The organism is Pseudoduganella sp. (assembly GCF_041914865.1).
Taxonomy (GTDB): Bacteria; Pseudomonadota; Gammaproteobacteria; order Burkholderiales; family Burkholderiaceae_D; genus Rugamonas.
Genome location: NZ_JAYSCO010000016.1, coordinates 1 through 15870, shown reverse-complemented (window position 1 = coordinate 15870; position 15870 = coordinate 1). Strand labels below are relative to the sequence as shown.

General features: G+C 66.7%; 17 protein-coding genes. 8 read left to right on the top strand and 9 right to left on the bottom strand.

Going from position 1 to position 15870, the window contains the following annotated elements; translation table 11 throughout:
* Positions 1 to 140: 140 nt before the first annotated feature.
* Positions 141 to 1046, bottom strand: a complete 906-nt coding sequence (locus ACE3TQ_RS09995) for a peptidylprolyl isomerase (protein ID WP_374581985.1) — start codon at positions 1044 to 1046, stop codon at positions 141 to 143.
* Positions 1047 to 1156: 110 nt separating this feature from the next.
* Here ACE3TQ_RS09995 and ACE3TQ_RS09990 point away from each other — a divergent pair, with 110 nt between their 5' ends.
* Positions 1157 to 1801 (top strand): VTT domain-containing protein, encoded by a 645-nt coding sequence (locus ACE3TQ_RS09990; RefSeq protein WP_374581983.1) that lies wholly within the window; start codon positions 1157 to 1159, stop codon positions 1799 to 1801.
* Positions 1802 to 1868: 67 nt separating this feature from the next.
* Positions 1869 to 2936 (top strand): carbonic anhydrase, encoded by a 1068-nt coding sequence (locus ACE3TQ_RS09985; RefSeq protein WP_374581981.1) that lies wholly within the window; start codon positions 1869 to 1871, stop codon positions 2934 to 2936.
* On the opposite strand, the gene ACE3TQ_RS09980 is transcribed toward ACE3TQ_RS09985, so the two are convergent.
* The 4 genes from ACE3TQ_RS09980 to ACE3TQ_RS09965 are packed head-to-tail and all read right to left on the bottom strand — an operon-like array spanning position 2920 to position 6257.
* Entirely contained in the window at positions 2920 to 3660 is a 741-nt protein-coding gene (locus ACE3TQ_RS09980; RefSeq protein WP_374581980.1) for a D-hexose-6-phosphate mutarotase, read from the bottom strand. The two genes, ACE3TQ_RS09985 and ACE3TQ_RS09980, sit on opposite strands and share 17 nt — an antisense overlap.
* A gap of 9 nt (positions 3661 to 3669) precedes the next feature.
* Positions 3670 to 5256, bottom strand: coding sequence for an N-acetylmuramoyl-L-alanine amidase (locus ACE3TQ_RS09975; RefSeq protein ID WP_374581979.1), 1587 nt, complete (start codon positions 5254 to 5256; stop codon positions 3670 to 3672).
* Positions 5220 to 5705: a tRNA (adenosine(37)-N6)-threonylcarbamoyltransferase complex ATPase subunit type 1 TsaE gene (gene tsaE / locus ACE3TQ_RS09970; RefSeq protein WP_374581978.1), complete on the bottom strand. Its 486-nt coding sequence runs from the start codon at positions 5703 to 5705 to the stop codon at positions 5220 to 5222. The genes ACE3TQ_RS09975 and tsaE overlap by 37 nt, the downstream gene beginning before the upstream one ends.
* A gap of 3 nt (positions 5706 to 5708) precedes the next feature.
* Complete coding sequence (locus ACE3TQ_RS09965) at positions 5709 to 6257, bottom strand: hypothetical protein (RefSeq protein WP_374581977.1); 549 nt, start codon at positions 6255 to 6257, stop codon at positions 5709 to 5711.
* Positions 6258 to 6310: 53 nt separating this feature from the next.
* On the opposite strand from ACE3TQ_RS09965, the gene queG reads away from it, so the two are divergent.
* On the top strand, positions 6311 to 7402 hold the full coding sequence (queG, locus tag ACE3TQ_RS09960) for a tRNA epoxyqueuosine(34) reductase QueG (RefSeq protein WP_374581976.1): 1092 nt from the start codon (positions 6311 to 6313) through the stop codon (positions 7400 to 7402).
* 90 nt (positions 7403 to 7492) lie between these two features.
* Complete coding sequence (locus tag ACE3TQ_RS09955; RefSeq protein WP_374581975.1) at positions 7493 to 8869, top strand: GGDEF domain-containing protein; 1377 nt, start codon at positions 7493 to 7495, stop codon at positions 8867 to 8869.
* 44 nt (positions 8870 to 8913) lie between these two features.
* Here the strand turns inward: ACE3TQ_RS09955 and ACE3TQ_RS09950 are convergent, their stop codons facing one another.
* The 3 genes from ACE3TQ_RS09950 to ACE3TQ_RS09940 are packed head-to-tail and all read right to left on the bottom strand — an operon-like array spanning position 8914 to position 11984.
* Complete coding sequence (locus ACE3TQ_RS09950) at positions 8914 to 9369, bottom strand: MarR family winged helix-turn-helix transcriptional regulator (protein ID WP_374581974.1); 456 nt, start codon at positions 9367 to 9369, stop codon at positions 8914 to 8916.
* A 36-nt stretch (positions 9370 to 9405) separates the two neighbouring features.
* Positions 9406 to 9993 carry a response regulator transcription factor gene (locus ACE3TQ_RS09945; protein WP_374581973.1) on the bottom strand — a complete coding sequence of 196 codons (588 nt, stop codon included), beginning with the start codon at positions 9991 to 9993 and terminating at the stop codon, positions 9406 to 9408.
* Between the two features lie 14 nt (positions 9994 to 10007).
* Entirely contained in the window at positions 10008 to 11984 is a 1977-nt protein-coding gene (locus ACE3TQ_RS09940) for a PAS domain S-box protein (protein ID WP_374581972.1), read from the bottom strand.
* 122 nt (positions 11985 to 12106) lie between these two features.
* Between ACE3TQ_RS09940 and ACE3TQ_RS09935 the strand changes: the two genes are divergently transcribed.
* The 3 genes from ACE3TQ_RS09935 (at position 12107) to xerD (ending at position 14832) form a co-directional block, all read left to right on the top strand.
* Positions 12107 to 13099: a TRAP transporter substrate-binding protein gene (locus ACE3TQ_RS09935; RefSeq protein WP_374581971.1), complete on the top strand. Its 993-nt coding sequence runs from the start codon at positions 12107 to 12109 to the stop codon at positions 13097 to 13099.
* 330 nt (positions 13100 to 13429) lie between these two features.
* On the top strand, positions 13430 to 13954 hold the full coding sequence (locus tag ACE3TQ_RS09930) for a methylated-DNA--[protein]-cysteine S-methyltransferase (protein WP_374581970.1): 525 nt from the start codon (positions 13430 to 13432) through the stop codon (positions 13952 to 13954).
* Positions 13930 to 14832, top strand: a complete 903-nt coding sequence (gene xerD / locus ACE3TQ_RS09925; RefSeq protein WP_374581969.1) for a site-specific tyrosine recombinase XerD — start codon at positions 13930 to 13932, stop codon at positions 14830 to 14832. Before ACE3TQ_RS09930 ends, xerD begins: the two co-directional genes overlap by 25 nt.
* Before the next feature lie 21 nt (positions 14833 to 14853).
* On the opposite strand, the gene ACE3TQ_RS09920 is transcribed toward xerD, so the two are convergent.
* Entirely contained in the window at positions 14854 to 15495 is a 642-nt protein-coding gene (locus tag ACE3TQ_RS09920) for a hypothetical protein (protein ID WP_374581968.1), read from the bottom strand.
* 126 nt (positions 15496 to 15621) lie between these two features.
* Between ACE3TQ_RS09920 and ACE3TQ_RS09915 the strand changes: the two genes are divergently transcribed.
* On the top strand, positions 15622 to 15795 hold the full coding sequence (locus ACE3TQ_RS09915) for a hypothetical protein (protein ID WP_374581966.1): 174 nt from the start codon (positions 15622 to 15624) through the stop codon (positions 15793 to 15795).
* The last annotated feature ends 75 nt before the right edge of the window (positions 15796 to 15870 follow it).

Genomic DNA, 15870 nt, shown 5'->3' with positions numbered 1-15870 from the left:
GGGCCCGGGTGGGGGGGGGGGGGTGTGGGCCATTAATTCCAACATTTATATGCCCCCCGCGGGGTACGTTAAAAAATGGGCATTTCCGGAGGAAAAATGTCCACTTTTCTTCCTGACCCCAACATGGACATTTCTTGGGGTTACTTGACTTCGCGGACGGGGATGGGGACGTTGCACAGGTCGACGTGGCCGAATGCGTGCTTGGTCCAGGGGCCGCCGCGGTTGCGCTGGGCTTCGGCGACGGCTGCGAAACTGGCGGAGTCGGTGCGCAAAATCTCGTACCTGGTGCGTTCGGCTTCCGGTACGTCGGCCATCAGCTTGACGGACTTGATCTGCACGTTCTGCTCTTCCTTGTCATACATGCCCATCGGCGCCGGGCCGCGCGGCAGCACGGACAGCAAAGGCATGCCGCTGACCACGCGTCCCACCACAGTGATATTGCGGTCCAGCTGGCGCGGCGAATTGCCGATCACGGCGTACAGGGTGCCGCCATTGCCGCTGTCGGACTCGTTGCCGCGCGCGACGCCGACCATGCCGTAGCAGTGCGCCAGCCAGGTCTGGCCGGTTTTCGGGTCGCGCGCGGCGGGGAAGCCGTTGGAGTGGCCGACCTGGGCCGCATAGCCGTCCTTGTCCGGCAGGCGGGTGAACTGGGTGTCGTTCTTCATCGGCACCGTGAATTCCTGCTCCAGCTTGGCCTTGGCCGTGCCCAGCGCCTTCGGCTTGTCCTCGCGCGGGTCGCCCCACTGGGCCACGAAGTTGTCCTGCACGCGGTAGACCCACAGGCCGTCCCAGTAGCCTTCCCTGGCCATGGTGCGGATGTTGGCGGCGTGGTTCGGCGCGAAGGCGGGCGCCAGTTCGATGATCACGCGCCCGGCAGGCAGGTCCATGTACAGGGTGTTGGCCGGGTCCAGCTGGCGCCATTCGCCTGGCTTGGAGGCTTTGACGATGTCGCCCACGGTGGGTTTGGGCGGCAGTTCCTTGGTGGGGGCGGCAATGGCGGCCATGGGCAGCGCCAGCGCCAGTGCGGCGGTCAGGCAGGACTTCACTAGGTTGTCTCCTTTTGGGGGTTCTAAGCCGGTTATAAGGTGCCGGGCAATTTTAGCCTGTAAGATGGACTGTTTGGTATGATTCCCGCCGCAACCACTTTGGATTAATAATGGATTTCGTACAATTGCTGGACATGCTGGTCCACGTCGACCGCGCCATGGGCACCCTGATCGAACAATATGGCATGTATGTCTATGCCCTGCTGTTTGCCATCGTCTTCTGCGAGACCGGCCTGGTGGTGCTGTTCTTCTTCCCGGGCGACACGCTGCTGTTCATTGCCGGCGCCTTCTGCGCAACCGGCGACATGAACCTGGGCTTGCTGATGTTCCTGCTGACCACTGCCGCGGTGTTGGGCAATACCACCAATTACTGGATCGGCGAAGCTATCGGGCAGCGGGTGTATACCCAGAATTACCGCTGGATTAACAAGGATGCCTTGAACCGTACCCACGAGTTCTTCGAGAAGCACGGCGGCAAGACCATTATCCTGGCGCGTTTCGTGCCGGTGGTGCGCACCTTCGCGCCCTTCGTGGCCGGGGTGTCGGACATGACCCATGCCCGCTTCCAGCTCTTTAACGTCATTGGCGCGCTGCTGTGGGTGGTGTCGCTGTGCGTGGCGGGCTATGTCTTTGGCAACCATCCGTTCGTGCAGAAGCACTTGAGCGCGATCGTCCTGGCCGGTATCAGCGCGGCGCTGGTGCCGATGGCCCTGGGCGGCGCCTGGAAGTTTGGCCGCCGCATGCTGAAGCGTTGAGCCGCACTCAAGTTTTCCCGTAGCGCAACCGTTAACCGGAGAAACAGTTCTCTCCTCCGGATTTAACATGCGTAACTTGATCGCCTTGTCGGCCTGCTGCCTCGTGTTCGGGACAGCAGGCGCCGCCGATCCTGCGGCCCCCGCGCCGTCGAAAGGCGTGCCCAATATTCGTCCGAACCTGGCTGCCGCCGCTGCGGCGGACAAGGCGAATATGGAGCAGGGCGCCAAACCCGCCGAAAAGCCCAAATACGTGCCGCCGCCGCGCAAGAGCGCCGCATCGCAGCGCGAGGAGGAGGCGCGCGCCGAGGCGGAACTGTCCGAGAAAATCGCCCAGCGCCTGGCCGAAATGCGCGCCAACCAGGCTGCCCGCATCGCGGCCGCCGAGAAGGCGCGCAAGCAGCAGGCGGCCAAGGCTGCCGCTGCGGCCGTTGCCGCCAAGGCGCCGCCACCGCGCGTGTACGGCACCCATTGGACCTACGAGGGCGAGTTCGGCCCGTCCAATTGGCACAAGATCAATTCCGACTGGGCCAAATGCGCGACCGGCACGCGCCAGTCGCCGATCGATATCCGCGACGGCATGAAGGTGGACCTGGAGCAGATCGCTTTCGATTACCGTCCGTCCGGTTTCAGCGTGACCGACAACGGCCACACAGTGCAGGTGGCGGTCGGTCCGGGCAATTACCTGAGCGTGGCGGGCCGCACCTACGAGCTGCAGCAGTTCCACTTCCACCGTCCGGCCGAGGAGCGCATCAACGGCAAGGGCTTCGAGATGGTGGTGCACCTGGTGCACAAGGACGTGGAAGGCAAGCTGGCGGTGCTGGCGCTGCTGCTCGAACGCGGCAAGCCGCAGCCGACCATCCAGACCGTGTGGAACAACCTGCCGCTGGAGAAGGGCGATACGGCCACGCCGTCCATCGTGCTGGACCCGAACGACCTGCTGCCGCAGCGCCGCGATTACTATACTTTCATGGGGTCGCTGACCACGCCGCCATGCACCGAGGGCGTGCTGTGGCTGGTGATGAAGGAGCCGGTGCAGGCCTCCCCATCGCAAATGGCTTTGTTCAGCCGTCTTTACCCGTTCAATGCGCGGCCGGTGCAGGCCAGCTCGGGCCGCATGATCAAGGAATCAAACTGATGCTGTGCTGGCCGGTCCATTCGGCGCCGGCTGCCAGCACCTGCTTGTCCACCCGCGCCGGCTCAATGCAGACGAAGCGGCGGTAGTCGCCGTCGTCCATGTCGGCGGTGGCCGCCGCGCCTTCCGCGCCCGGGTTCCATACCACCCATTCCGAAAATCCTTGCTGTTCCAGCTGCAGGCTGCCGGCGCCGGTGTCCAGGCGCAGTTGCGGCGTGGCCGGGCGGATCTCGTCCAGCGCGCCGCTGAAGGGGACGCCGTCCAGCGTGGCCTTGTCGAATTCGGCAACGGCGAAATAGGTGTGCAGGGCGCCGGCCCACTGGAAGTCCTGCAGGCCGGTGTTGCGCACGGTGTAGCGCAGGGCGAGCGTGTCGCCCTTCAGCTCGAAGCGCAGGCGCAGCTCGAAGGCGCGCGGCCAGGACTGGAAGTGGTTGCGCGGCAGGTCGGTCTGGGCCAGCACCAGCTCGGCCCAGTGGCCGCCCTGTCCGGCCAGGCGCCAGGTGGCGGTGCGGGCGAAGCCGTGGCGCAGGCCGTCGCCGCGGGTGGCGAACTGGGGGAAGATGACCGGCACGCCGCCGCGCACGGCTGCGCTGCCGTCGAGCGCGGAACGCTGGCTGAGGAACAGGCGTTCCTTGCCGTCCGCAGTTTTCCACGACATCAGATGCGCGCCAAACAGGGAAATGGTGGCTGCGGCGCCTTCGGGAGTGGAGATGCGGACTTCGTTCATACGCTTTCCTTATGTGAGCCGGTTCTTGGCGAGCGGCGGGTTCTTGGCGAAGTAGCGCCGGATGCCTTTGACGATGGCGTCGGCGATCTTGTCCTGGTATTCATTATCGAGCAGGCGCGCTTCTTCTTCCGGGTTGGAGATGAAGGCGGTCTCGATCAGGATCGAGGGGATGTCGGGCGCCTTCAGCACGGCGAAGCCGGCCTGCTCGACCGAGCCTTTGTGCAGCTTGTTGATGCCGCCGATCTCGCCCAGCACCGCTTTGCCGACCTTCATGCTGTCGTTGATCTGGGCCGTGGTCGAGAGGTCGAACAGCACGCTGGCCAGTTGCGGGTCGTGGCCCTTGGAATTGGCGCCGCCGATCAGGTCGGCCTGGTTTTCCTTGTCGGCCAGCCAGCGCGCGGCGCTCGAGGTGGCGCCTTTCTCCGACAGCACAAAGACCGAGGAGCCGCGCGCGCTCGGTTTGACGAAGGCGTCGGCGTGGATCGAGACGAACAGGTCGGCGTCGACCTTGCGCGCTTTTTCGACGCGCTTGCCGAGCGGGACGAAGTAGTCGCCGTCGCGCGTCAGCATCACGCGCATATTGGGGTGGGCTTCGATCTTGTCTTTCAGGCGCTTGGCGATGGCCAGCACGATGTCTTTTTCGCGGCTGCCGCGCGAGCCCATGGCGCCCGGGTCTTCGCCGCCGTGGCCGGGATCGAGGGCGATGGTGAGCATACGCACCATCTTTTCCGGTGCGTTCTTATGCCCTGGCTTGTGGCCGGCCGGCGCCGGGTCCGGCTCGGCGGGGGAAGGCTTGCCGGCCACTGCGGGCTGCTGGGCCGGCGCGGTGCCGGCGGGCGCGCTGCCGGGGCGCTGGCCGGGGGCGTCGCCTTGGGTGGCGATGGCCGGCTGGCCTGGTGCGGCAGCCTGGCCTGGTGCGGCAGCCTGGCCTGCGGCGGCTGGCTGGCCGGCGGCGGGCGCTTGTGCCGGGGCCGGGGTCTGGCCTGCGATGGCGGGCTGTCCGGCGGCAGGCGGCTGGCCTGCCGGAGGGCGCGCGGCGGCGGCCTGCTGGCCCGCCTGCGGCGCGCCGGTGGCGCCGGCGTCCTTGGCGTCTTTGTCGTCCTGCGACCATTCGCCTTTTTCGATCAGGGCGGCGATCGGGTCCACCGCCTTGACCGGGTACAGGTCGAAGATCAGGCGGTGCTTGTAGTTGCCGACCGGTTCCAGGGTGAACACCTGCGGCTTGACTTCCTCCTTCAGGTCGAACACCAGCCGCACCACGTTCGGGCGGTTCTGGCCGACCCGCACCTGCTTGATGTACGGGTCGTTGGACTGTATCTTGGCGACCAGGCTTTTCAGCGTCGGGTTCAGCTCCAGGCCTTCGATGTCGACCACCATGCGCGTCGGGTCCTTGACCATGAAGTGGGTGGTCTTCAGGTTGCTGTCGTTCTCCAGCGTGACGCGCGTGTAATCCTCCGCCGGCCACACGCGCACGGCCAGGATCTGCGCGGCGCGCGCCGCGGACGGGGCCAGCACGGACAGCAGCAGCGTGCCACCGGCCTTGAGCACCGTGCGGCGGCTTACATGTTTGGGGCGAATTGGAGGCGTTGCAGGCATGACGTACCAAGAGCAGAAGACGGCTGCAATTCTACATCACGTCCTGCGCCTGCCACAGAGAGGTAAACATGAAGGTCGGGCGGCGGCAGCACGCCGTCCGCCTTTTCCGGCCATTCGACGATGCACACGTTCTCGCCGTTGAAGTCTTCGCGGAAGCCGGCATCGAGGAATTCCTCCGGGCTGCCCATGCGGTACAGGTCGAAGTGCACCACGCTGGCGGGCTTGCCGTCGATGTTGACGCGATAGGGTTCGGACAGGGTGTAGGTCGGGCTTTTCACCGGGCCCACATGGCCCGCCGCGTGCAGCAGGGCGCGCGTGAGGGCGGTCTTGCCGGCGCCCAGGTCGCCGTGCAGGTAGATCGCCATGCCGGGCAGCAGGGCGCGCGACAGCGCCGCGCCCAGGGCGGCGGTGCCGGCTTCGTCGTGGAGGTGGGATTTAAAGTGCTGCATGTTCTATTTCGCTTGTAAATGCTTGTTCTGTTCGGCGATGCGCGCCAGTTCGTCCTGCAGGCGCGGCACGCCGAGCGCCACGCGCTGCTCGTCGCTGACCGCCTTCGGATCGACCGGGGCGAGCTCGGTGCGGCCGTCGCTGTAGGTTTTGCTTTGCGTGCCATACCACTGCGGCATATTGCGCGACACCAGGTAGCGGTCGAAGGCCGCCGCATGCAGCCATTTCGGCGCCGGATGTTCGGGCGCCAGCTGGCGCGCAATGGTCGCCAGCGAGAACGCCAGGGCGTAATCGTCCGGCGTGTCGCCATGCTGGAACACCAGCGCCGCGTTGTAGAAATCGCGCGCGCTGCGCACGGCGCCGGCCGCCAGCAGGGCGCCGACCTTCTCGCGGCGCTCCTTGTCGCGCTGGTTGACCACCGTCCAATCGATATCGCCCGTGCGGTCGGCCTGGTCGGCGCGGTTGATGGCGATCAGCTCCGCATTGTCCGGCAGCGGCGCCGCCTGGCTGGCGGCGGCGGCCAGCAGCAGGGCTGCGCATGTCAATTTCTTCATTTCGTCGTAGGAAGGCTAAAATGATGGTTTGGTGTTTCCCGCATTGTAAGGCCGTGTCCCTTTCCCAAGCCAATTTAGACGAATTAGCCAGCCGCATCAAGGCGTGGGGGCAGGAACTCGGCTTCGCCGAAGTGCGCATCGCCGACATTGACCTGTCGGCCGCCGAGGCCGGCCTGCAAGCCTGGCTGGACGCCGGCATGCACGGCGATATGGACTATATGGCAAGCCACGGCATGAAGCGCGCGCGCCCGGACGAACTGGTGCCGGGCACGGTGCGCGTGATCACGGCGCGCATGAACTACCTGCCCGGCGCCGCCGACGAGCACTGGCGCGAACGCGAAACGGCGCGCCTGGCCGACCCGACGCAGGCCGTGATCTCGGTCTATGCGCGCGGCCGCGACTACCACAAGGTGCTGCGCGCGCGCCTGCAGCAGCTGGCCGACAAGGTCAGCGCCGCCGTCGGCCCGTTCGGCTACCGCGTGTTCACCGACTCGGCGCCGGTGATGGAGCTGCCGCTGGCGGAAAAATCGGGCCTGGGCTGGCGCGGCAAGCACACCTTGCTGATCAACCGCAGCGCCGGCTCCATGTTCTTCATGGGCGAGATCCTGGTCGACCTGCCGCTGCCGGTGGACGCGCCGACCGGCGCCCACTGCGGCCAGTGCAGCGCTTGCATCGACGTCTGCCCGACCCAGGCCATCCTCGCCCCCGGCAGGCTCGATGCGCGGCGCTGCATCTCCTACCTGACCATTGAGCTGAAGGGCGCCATCCCGGAAGAGCTGCGGCCCTTGCTCGGCAACCGCGTCTACGGCTGCGACGATTGCCAGACCGCCTGCCCCTGGAACAAGTTCGCCCAGCGCGCCACGCTGCCCGACTTCGACGAGCGCCATGCCCTGGGCAGCGCCGGCATGATCGCGCTGTTCGCCTGGAGCGAGGAGGAGTTCAACCGCCGCATGGAGGGCAGCCCGATCCGCCGCATCGGCCACGAACGCTGGCTGCGCAACCTGGCCGTCGGCCTGGGCAACGCCGCGCGCCTGGGCGCCAGGGGCGACGCCGCCATCCTGGCCGCCCTGCAGGCGCGGCGCGAACACCCGTCGGCGCTGGTGCGCGAACATGTGGAGTGGGCCCTCGGCCAGCACGCAGGCTAGCTGGTGCATAATGAAAACCCAGGCCACACCCCGGGTGAGAAATTGTCTCCTTTTGCGGAAGCAGTCCAGAGTTATCGCGAGTTATCGCCATTGCACGTATGGCGCCACGGCAGCCAGGCCGAGAAGCGCGCCATTTTCGGCGGCTGGCTGCTGGCGCTGGGCGCCTGCATTGCGCTGGGGCTGGCGACCGTCAAGTGGCACTGGTCCGGCCTGCCGGTCGATGTCGGCGGCGTCACGGCCTATGTCACGGTGTATCCGCCGCTGCCCATCTGCCTGCTGCTCACGCTGACCCTGGGCTGGTGGTGGGGCGCGATTCCGGCCTACTGCTCCACCCTGGTGCTGGCGCTATACGCCGGCATGCCCTGGCACTGGGCCTTGCTGTTCGCCTGCGCCAATCCGCTTGGTTTCGCCATGATGGCGGTGGGCTACCGCGCCATCGTCATGCCGCGCGACCTGCGCAACCCGACCTCGATCCTGTTCTACATCCAGCTCAGCTTCATCGCCAGCATCTTCGGCTCGTCCGGCGCCCTGATCTGGAGCTACACCAACCACCTGGCGCCGGGCGCCCAGCTGCCGATCTGGCAGGGCTGGTGGCTCGGCTCCTTCCTGCAAAGCGTCCTGATCGGCGGCCCGCTCATGGCGCTGCTCTGGCCGCGCGTGGCGCGCTGGCAGCTCGCGCGCCAGCAACTGATGCGCAAGCGGCGCGGCGGCTCGCGCCGTTCCGTGCTGCGCATGCTGGCCACGGTGGCGGCCGGGGTGCTGATTTACGGCTATGTCACGATCCGCCTGGCGGAGACGGAAGCCGCCGGCGTGGCCGAGGTGTTCCGCCAGACGGTGTGGATCTTCTACTGGGTGTTCGCCGCCATCATCATCGTGATCGCCTTCTTCGGCTACCAGCTGTTTTCGCACTGGCAGGAATCGACCGACCGCCTGCTGTCGGAGATGCAGCGCATGAATATCGACCTGGAGCGCCTGGCCACCACCGACGCCCTGACCGGGCTGCTGAACCGGCGCGCCGCCGACCGCGCGCTGGATGCGGAATGGCACCGCGCGCGCCGTTCCGGCCATCCGTCCGCGCTGGTGCTGCTGGATATCGACCACTTCAAGCAGGTCAACGACTTCTACGGCCATCCCGGCGGCGACGCGGCGCTGCGCGCGCTGGCCGCCTGCATCCGCTCGGTGATGCGCGAGGTGGACGCGGCGGCGCGCTACGGCGGCGAGGAATTCCTGGTGGTGCTGCCGGAAACGGGGCGCGAGGGCGCCTTCGTCTTCGCCGAGCGCCTGCGCGAGCGGGTGGCCGCCAGCGACATCCGCCACGACGGACAGGTGTTCCGCTGCCACGTCAGCCTGGGCATCGCGGTCAGCGATAAGCATGAAGCGAGCTATGAGCACTGGGTGCGGCGCGCCGACCAGGCGCTGTACCGCGCCAAGCAGGGCGGCCGCAACCAGGCGGTGATGGGCGCCTGAGCGCCGGCGCGGGCGCACGCCCGCAGCCGCAGCGGCGGTTTGGCCTATTCCTTGGCCTGGCGGATACGTTCGCTAAAAGGGCGCTGGGCCAGTGCGTCGATGGCGCGCGCCAGGGTGTCGGACAGGGGATGCGGCAGTTCGGCGTCCAGGTCGTCGGCCGCGGCGGCGGTGGCGCGCCAGCAGGCTTGCAGCTTGGGCAGCAGGCGCTTGCCCTGCGGGCTGAGGACCAGCAGCTTCTGGCGCGCGTCGGTGGGGCTGGCCTGGGCTTCCAGCCAGCCTTCCTTCACCATCAGCGCCACGGTCTGGGTGGCGGCCGGCTGGGTGATGCCGGCCGCTTCGGCGATCTGGCTGACGGTGTGCGGCTGGCCGCCCGCCAGCGCGCGCATGACGGGCGTGTAGCGCGGGCGGTAATCGAGGCCGGCTTCGGCGTAGGCGTCCTGCACCGCGCCGTCCAGCAGCTCGATCAGGTGGCGTAGTTGGGTTCCGAGTCCTTGTTTCATGGACCGAGAATAGCACACGTATAAGTGCTTATGTAATTATTTCAGCAGGCCGGCCAGCTCGACCGCGGTCTTGACCTGCATCTTGTCGAAGATGTGGGCGCGGTGCACTTCGACGGTGCGCATCGAGATGCCCAGTTCGTCGGCCACCACCTTGTTCATCTTGCCGGCCAGGATCAGGTCCAGCACTTCGCGCTCGCGGGTGGACAGGGTGGCCAGGCGCGCCTGCACCGCCGCCTTGCCGCCGGCCAGGCGCGAGGCGGCCAGGCCTTCCTGCACGCGGTCCATCAGCTGGTTGTCGTTGAACGGCTTTTCGCAGAAGTCGAAAGCGCCGCGTTTCAGGGTATCGACCGCCATCGGCACGTCGCCGTGGCCGGTCAGGAAGATGACCGGCAGGCGCGCCGTCAGGCCGCGCGCCGCCAGCTGGTCGAACACGGCGATGCCGCTGGTGTCGGGCATGCGCACGTCGAGCAGCACGCAGTCGCCTTCCGCATCGAAGGCGCCGCCCTGCACGAAGGCGAGGAAGGGGGCGGCGCCGTCGTAGGCCGTGGCGGCGATGCCGCGCGAGGACGCCAGCCACAGCAAGGCATCGCGCACCACGGCCTCATCGTCAACGATATGTAGCATCTTGGGTGTCTCCCTTATGCGCCGCCCGCCACGGGCAGCGTGAATGTGAATATGGTACCGCCTTGCGGATTGGCGCGGTGCGTGAGTGTGCCGCCGTGGAATTCGATCGCGGTGCGGCAGATGTTGAGCCCCATGCCCATGCCTTCCGCCTTGGTCGAGAAGAAGGGCGAGAACAGGCGCTCGGCCACGTCCTGCGGGATGCCGTGGCCGTGGTCGACCACCTGCACCACCACCTGCGCCGCCGCCGCGTCGTGCGCGGCGACGATGCGCAGCACGCGCTGCAGCGGCGCCACGTCGGCCATGGCTTCGATCGCGTTGCGCGTCAGGTTCAGCAGCACCTGCTCGATCAGCATGCGGTCGGCGCGCACCTGCGGCAGCGCGGCCGGCAGCTCCACCTGCAGCGACACCTGGTGCTGGCGCGCCTGCATCTCGATCAGGGCGTGGATGCTGTCCAGCATGGCCTGCAGCGCCACGTCCTGCCGCTCCATTTCGCGGTTCTTCACGAATTCGTGCACGCTGCGGATGATGGCGCCGGCGCGCTGGGCCTGGGCCCCGGCCTGCTCCAGCGCCGGCTTCAGCGTGGCCGCGTCGCCGCCGCGCGCCAGTACGTTGAGGGCGCCCGTGGTGTAGCTGGAGATGGCGGCCAGCGGCTGGTTCAGCTCATGCGCCAGCATGGAGGCGATTTCGCCCATGGTGGCCAGGCGCGCGCTGGCCTGCAGCTTTTCCTGGTGCTGGCGGTTGAGCTCCTCCATGCGCTTGCGGTCGGAAATGTCGAGGATGGAACCCATGTAGCCGGTGTGGCGCCCTTCCTTGTCCACCAGCGGCGCCTCGAACACCAGCACCGGGATGCGCGTGCCGTCCGGGCGCTGGAACAGGGTTTCGAACTCCGGCGTGAGGGAGCCGGCCAGGGCGCTGGCCAGGCGGTGCTGGTACTCGCCCATCACGTCCGGCGCCCAGTAAGGCATGGGCGGCAGGCGGCCCACCAGCTCCTCCGCGCTGTAGCCGACCATCTGGCAGAAGGCCGGGTTGACGTAGGTGATGCGGCCCTCCAGGTCGCGCGCGCGCAGGCCGGTCACCAGCGAGTTTTCCATCGCCGTGCGGAAGGCCATCTGCTGCCGCAGCTCGCCCTCGGCCGCCAGGCGGCGCGAAATGTGGCCCCACAGCGCGAACAGGCTCCACAGCAGGGCCAGCGACAGCGCCACCACCGAGCCGACCAGCAGGTTGGGCAGCAGCTTGGGCTCGGCCTTCACGCTGTCGGTCATCAGGGTGATGGTGGCGCCGGGCAGGTCGAGCGCGCGCTTGTGGGTGTAGACGCCGTGGCCCGGGCCGGCCGAGGTGCGGCGCGCCAGCACATTGTCGTCGCGGTCGAGCAGGCTGATCTGGTTGTCCTGGGCAAACCACCACGGCACCATTTCATCGAGCAGGCTGCTAAGCTGGAAGGTGGCGACCAGGCTGCCTTGCCAGGCCTCGCCGCGGTAGACCGGCACGTACAGTTCCACCCCCAGCGGACCGGGCGCGCCGCCGGCGGCGATGCCCGGCTCGGGTTCGGCGTAAGTCGGGTTGTGCGAGCGGCGCGCGCGCTCTTGCGCCACCAGCGAGGACTGGCTCAGCGCGATATGGGTGCCGGGCGCCACCGGCGCCGGTTCGCTGGCGGCCAGCACGCGGCCGTCGGGCCCCAGCTGCAGCACGCTTTTCAGCTCCGCGCCGTTTTTCAGCATGCGCGCCATGCGCTGCTGCACTTCGCCCGGCGCCAGGCGGCCGGCGCCGATGTCGCTGGCCAGGCTGCGCAGGCTTTCCTCATGGCGCCCGAGCTGGAAGCGGATCGACTGCTCGACCCACAGCGTATCGGCGATCAGCTGTTCCTGCCGCTCCGTGCTTTCCAGCTGGCGCGCCTGCCACGGCAGCCAGAACACGATGGCGACAAACAGCAATACCAGCACGACCGGCAGCAGCCAGCGCACGGGGGAGGGCAGGAATATGCGTTTGGACATGCGCCGAGGGTATCGAATCCTGTTGCCACTTGTATTGTGGGTTTCCACAGTTGTGTGCCAATATTTCAGTGAGCACAATGTATGTTGAGAATAATAATGCACAAAATTCGCCGGGAGACGCCATGCCAATGAAGTTCCTCCTGGCCGCCTTCGGCGCGGCCGTCCTTGTCACGTCCCAGGCATTGGCACAGGCGCCCATCGTCATCAAATTCAGCCACGTGGTGGCGCCCGACACCCCCAAGGGCCAGGCGGCCGAACGTTTCAAGCAGCTGGCGGAGAAAGCCACCGGCGGCCGCGTCAAGGTGCAGGTCTTCCCTAACAGCCTGCTATACAAGGACAAGGAAGAACTGGAAGCGCTGCAACTGGGCGCGGTGCAGATGCTGGCGCCCTCGCTGGCAAAATTCGGCCCGCTCGGCGTGAAAGAATTCGAAGTCTTCGACCTGCCGTATATCTTCCCCAACAAGACGGCGCTGTACAACGTGACCGAAGGGCCGATCGGCAAAGGCCTGCTGAAAAAGCTGGAAGCCAAGGGCATCACCGGCCTGGCCTACTGGGACAATGGCTTCAAGATCATGTCGGCCAACCGCCAGCTGCGCGTGCCGGCCGATTTCAAAGGCTTGAAGATGCGCATCCAGGCCTCCAAGGTGCTGGACGCGCAGATGCGCGCGCTGGGCGCCGTGCCGCAGGCCCTGGCTTTCTCCGAAGCCTACCTGGCGCTGCAGACCGGCGTGGTGGACGGCACCGAGAACCCGCCCTCGAACATGTATACGCAGAAGATGCATGAGGTGCAGTCGCACCTGACCCTCTCCAACCACGGCTACCTGGGCTACGCGGTGATCGTCAACAAGAAGTTCTGGGACGGCCTGCCAGCCGACATCCGCCTGCAGCTGGAGGGGGCGATGAAGGAAGCTACCACGTACGAGAAAGCCATTGCCCAGCGCGACAACGATATGGCGCTGGAAGCGATCCGCAAATCCGGCAAGTCGCAGATCTATAACCTGAGCGCGCAGGAGCAGGCGCTGTGGCGCAATGCCCTGCTGCCGGTGCAGAAGCAGGTGGAAGAACGGGTCGGCAAGGAGCTGATCCAGGCCATCAACCGCGAAACGGCCAAGTAAATCCGCGCCGTGTCAAGTTGCTCAAAATAAATAACGATATTTGAAAAAAGATCGGTTACTATGGCGACGCCCCCGAACGGTGCAGCTTGCACCATGGTGGCCAAGGACACGGGTTTAGTGGGGAGTGAAGAAGAATAAGCAGGCAGCAATGCCGCGGATACATAGAGGAGACACGCCGCCTGACAGTATGCTGTAGCCATCGCCATAAGCGGGGTGAAACGGCCGGGGTGGTGAATAAAAAGACTCAAGACGCACCTTCGGGTGCGTTTTTTTTTGCCCTATCCTGGCGCACTGGTGTAGCATGAATGCCACAGTTTTATTGGAGCAACCGTGACGGAAATACAACATGGCAGCCGGAATTTCGCCGCCATCATCCACCTGCCGTTCGGCGCGATGGGCATCGGCACCGCCGGCGCGGTGGTGACGGAAATGTTTTACCTGCCCGGCGACACGCCCGAGCAAGCCCCGGCCAACGCGCTGGCGGAACAGGCCGCGCGCCAGCTGCAGGCCTACTGCCAGGACGCCGATTACCGCTTCGACCTGCCGCTGGCCATGCGCGGCAGCGAATTCCAGCGCCGCGTCTGGCAAACCCTGCGCGAAATCCCGCGTGGCCAGGTGCGTACCTACGGCGAACTGGCCAGGCACCTCGATTCGGTGGCGCGCGCCGTCGGCCAGGCCTGCCGCAGCAACCCGTTCCCGCCGCTGGTGCCGTGCCACCGCGTGATGGCGGCGGACGGCCTGGGCGGCTTTGCCGGCAGCGACGACCAGCACGGCTTCACCCTGGGCGTGAAGCGCTGGCTGCTGGCGCATGAAGGACACCAAGAGTACCAATGGCAGCAGGCAACCTTGCTCTGATCGACGAGTTCTGCGACAGCCTGTGGCTGGAAGACGGCCTGTCGAAAAACTCGCTCGACGCCTACCGGCGCGACCTGGCCGCCTTCGCCCGCTGGCTGGAGACGACCCGGCCCGCCGTCGGCGGCCTGTACGCCGCCGGCAGCGCCGACCTGCAAGCCTATTTCGCCGCGCGCCATGCCGACACCAAGGCCAGCTCCGCCAACCGCCGCCTGTCGGCCCTCAAGCGCTTCTACCAGCGCGCGCTGCGCCAGCGCCATATCGCGGAAGATCCCTGCCTGCGCCTGGCGTCGGCCAAGCAGCCGCTGCGCTTTGTGCATACGCTGGGCGAAAGCCAGGTCGAAGCGCTGCTGGCCGCGCCCGACCTGCGCACGCCGCTCGGCATCCGCGACCGCACCATGCTGGAGCTGATGTATGCCAGCGGCTTGCGCGTATCGGAACTGGTGGCGCTGAAAACGCTCGAGCTGAGCATGAACGACGGCGTGCTGCGCGTCACCGGCAAAGGCAGCAAGACGCGCCTGGTGCCGTTCGGCGAACAGGCGCGCCTGTGGATCGAACGCTACCTGCGCGAAGCGCGCGGCATCATCCTCAACGGCCAGCAGGATGAGGCCCTGTTCGTCACCGGCCGCGGCGGGCCGATGACGCGGCAAATGTTCTGGGTGGTGGTGAAGAAGCACGCCGCCAAGGCCGGCATCACGGCGCCGCTGTCGCCGCACACGCTGCGCCACGCCTTCGCCACCCACCTGCTGAACCACGGCGCAGACCTGCGCGTGGTGCAGCTGCTGCTGGGGCACGCCGACATTTCCACCACCCAGATTTACACCCACGTGGCGCGCGAGCGCCTGAAGCAACTGCATGCCCAGCATCACCCGCGCGGTTGAGGCCGCTTTGCGGCGCGCCGCTTAAGCGCCGGCGCGCTGGTGCACGGTGGAGGCGTTATCCTGCCCGCCCTTGCCGCCGCGTGCGCCTTCGCGCTTTTCCGGCCCGGCATCACGCTTGTCGGCACCACCGTCGCGCTTGTCGGCGCCATGCTGACCATGGCCCGCCGGCTGGGCGTGCTGGGCCTGCTCGCCAGCGTGGGCGGCCGCGTGCCCGGCCTGTTCCGCCATGGCGCCGCCTTGCTCGCGCAGCTCACCGGCCCGGTCGCGCACCGCGCCCGCCTGCTCGCGCAGGGTGTCGGCCTGGTCACGGCCGCTGCGCTCGAACTGGCTGGCCTGCTGCTCGGCCATATCGCGCGCCGTATCGGCGGTGGCGCGCGTGCTGTCGCTCACGGTGCGCGCCAGCGCCAACTGGGTTTCCGACACCACGTGCAGCACGTCCTGCTGGTAATCGCCCAGTTTTTCACTGAGCGCCTGGCAATGGTTAAGTGGAGCACTCAACATATCCTGCCCGATGCGCTGGCACGTTTCCATGGCATTCTGGGTCCAGCGTACGCCGGCGTCGCCGCAGCGGCGCCAGGAGTCGAAATAGATGCGCTGCATCTGGCTCAGGTATTCGATAGCGGGCGCCATCGATTGTCCCTGCTGGTTGCGGAAGTTCTGCATATCTCCTCCTTTAAAGTGGAACATATAAACTATTGATGTTCCGGGGGCAGGAGTTTGACATGGATCAAACGCGCGGGCCCACACCGCAGTCACCATTGCTCTACACCATCAAAGGAGGGGCAGCACATGGCAAAGACGAATTTCCAGTACGAAAAGCGCCAGCGCGAGCTGGAGAAAAAGCGCAAGGCCGAAGAGAAAGCGCAGAAGAAGCTCGCCGCCAAGAACCAGCCGCCCGGCGAGCAGGACGCCGACGAAGCCGGCTACGAAACCAGCGAAACGGATACCACCGCACCGGACTGAAATTCGGGGTCAGGTCTGACAATCGGACAAATCGTGCCTTCCGGCACGATTTGTCCGATTGTCAGACCTGACCCC

Bases quoted from the DNA above. Each gene is read 5' to 3' on its own strand.
- ACE3TQ_RS09945 (WP_374581973.1), bottom strand. From the start codon at position 9,993: ATGCTACATATCGTTGACGATGAGGCCGTGGTGCGCGATGCCTTGCTG.
- ACE3TQ_RS09985 (WP_374581981.1), top strand. From the start codon at position 1,869: ATGCGTAACTTGATCGCCTTGTCGGCCTGCTGCCTCGTGTTCGGGACA.
- ACE3TQ_RS09990 (WP_374581983.1), top strand. From the start codon at position 1,157: ATGGATTTCGTACAATTGCTGGACATGCTGGTCCACGTCGACCGCGCC.
- tsaE (WP_374581978.1), bottom strand. From the start codon at position 5,705: ATGCAGCACTTTAAATCCCACCTCCACGACGAAGCCGGCACCGCCGCC.
- ACE3TQ_RS09935 (WP_374581971.1), top strand. From the start codon at position 12,107: ATGCCAATGAAGTTCCTCCTGGCCGCCTTCGGCGCGGCCGTCCTTGTC.
- ACE3TQ_RS09915 (WP_374581966.1), top strand. From the start codon at position 15,622: ATGGCAAAGACGAATTTCCAGTACGAAAAGCGCCAGCGCGAGCTGGAG.
- ACE3TQ_RS09920 (WP_374581968.1), bottom strand. From the start codon at position 15,495: ATGCAGAACTTCCGCAACCAGCAGGGACAATCGATGGCGCCCGCTATC.
- ACE3TQ_RS09980 (WP_374581980.1), bottom strand. From the start codon at position 3,660: ATGAACGAAGTCCGCATCTCCACTCCCGAAGGCGCCGCAGCCACCATT.
- ACE3TQ_RS09965 (WP_374581977.1), bottom strand. From the start codon at position 6,257: ATGAAGAAATTGACATGCGCAGCCCTGCTGCTGGCCGCCGCCGCCAGC.
- ACE3TQ_RS09950 (WP_374581974.1), bottom strand. From the start codon at position 9,369: ATGAAACAAGGACTCGGAACCCAACTACGCCACCTGATCGAGCTGCTG.
- ACE3TQ_RS09940 (WP_374581972.1), bottom strand. From the start codon at position 11,984: ATGTCCAAACGCATATTCCTGCCCTCCCCCGTGCGCTGGCTGCTGCCG.
- ACE3TQ_RS09975 (WP_374581979.1), bottom strand. From the start codon at position 5,256: ATGCCTGCAACGCCTCCAATTCGCCCCAAACATGTAAGCCGCCGCACG.
- xerD (WP_374581969.1), top strand. From the start codon at position 13,930: ATGGCAGCAGGCAACCTTGCTCTGATCGACGAGTTCTGCGACAGCCTG.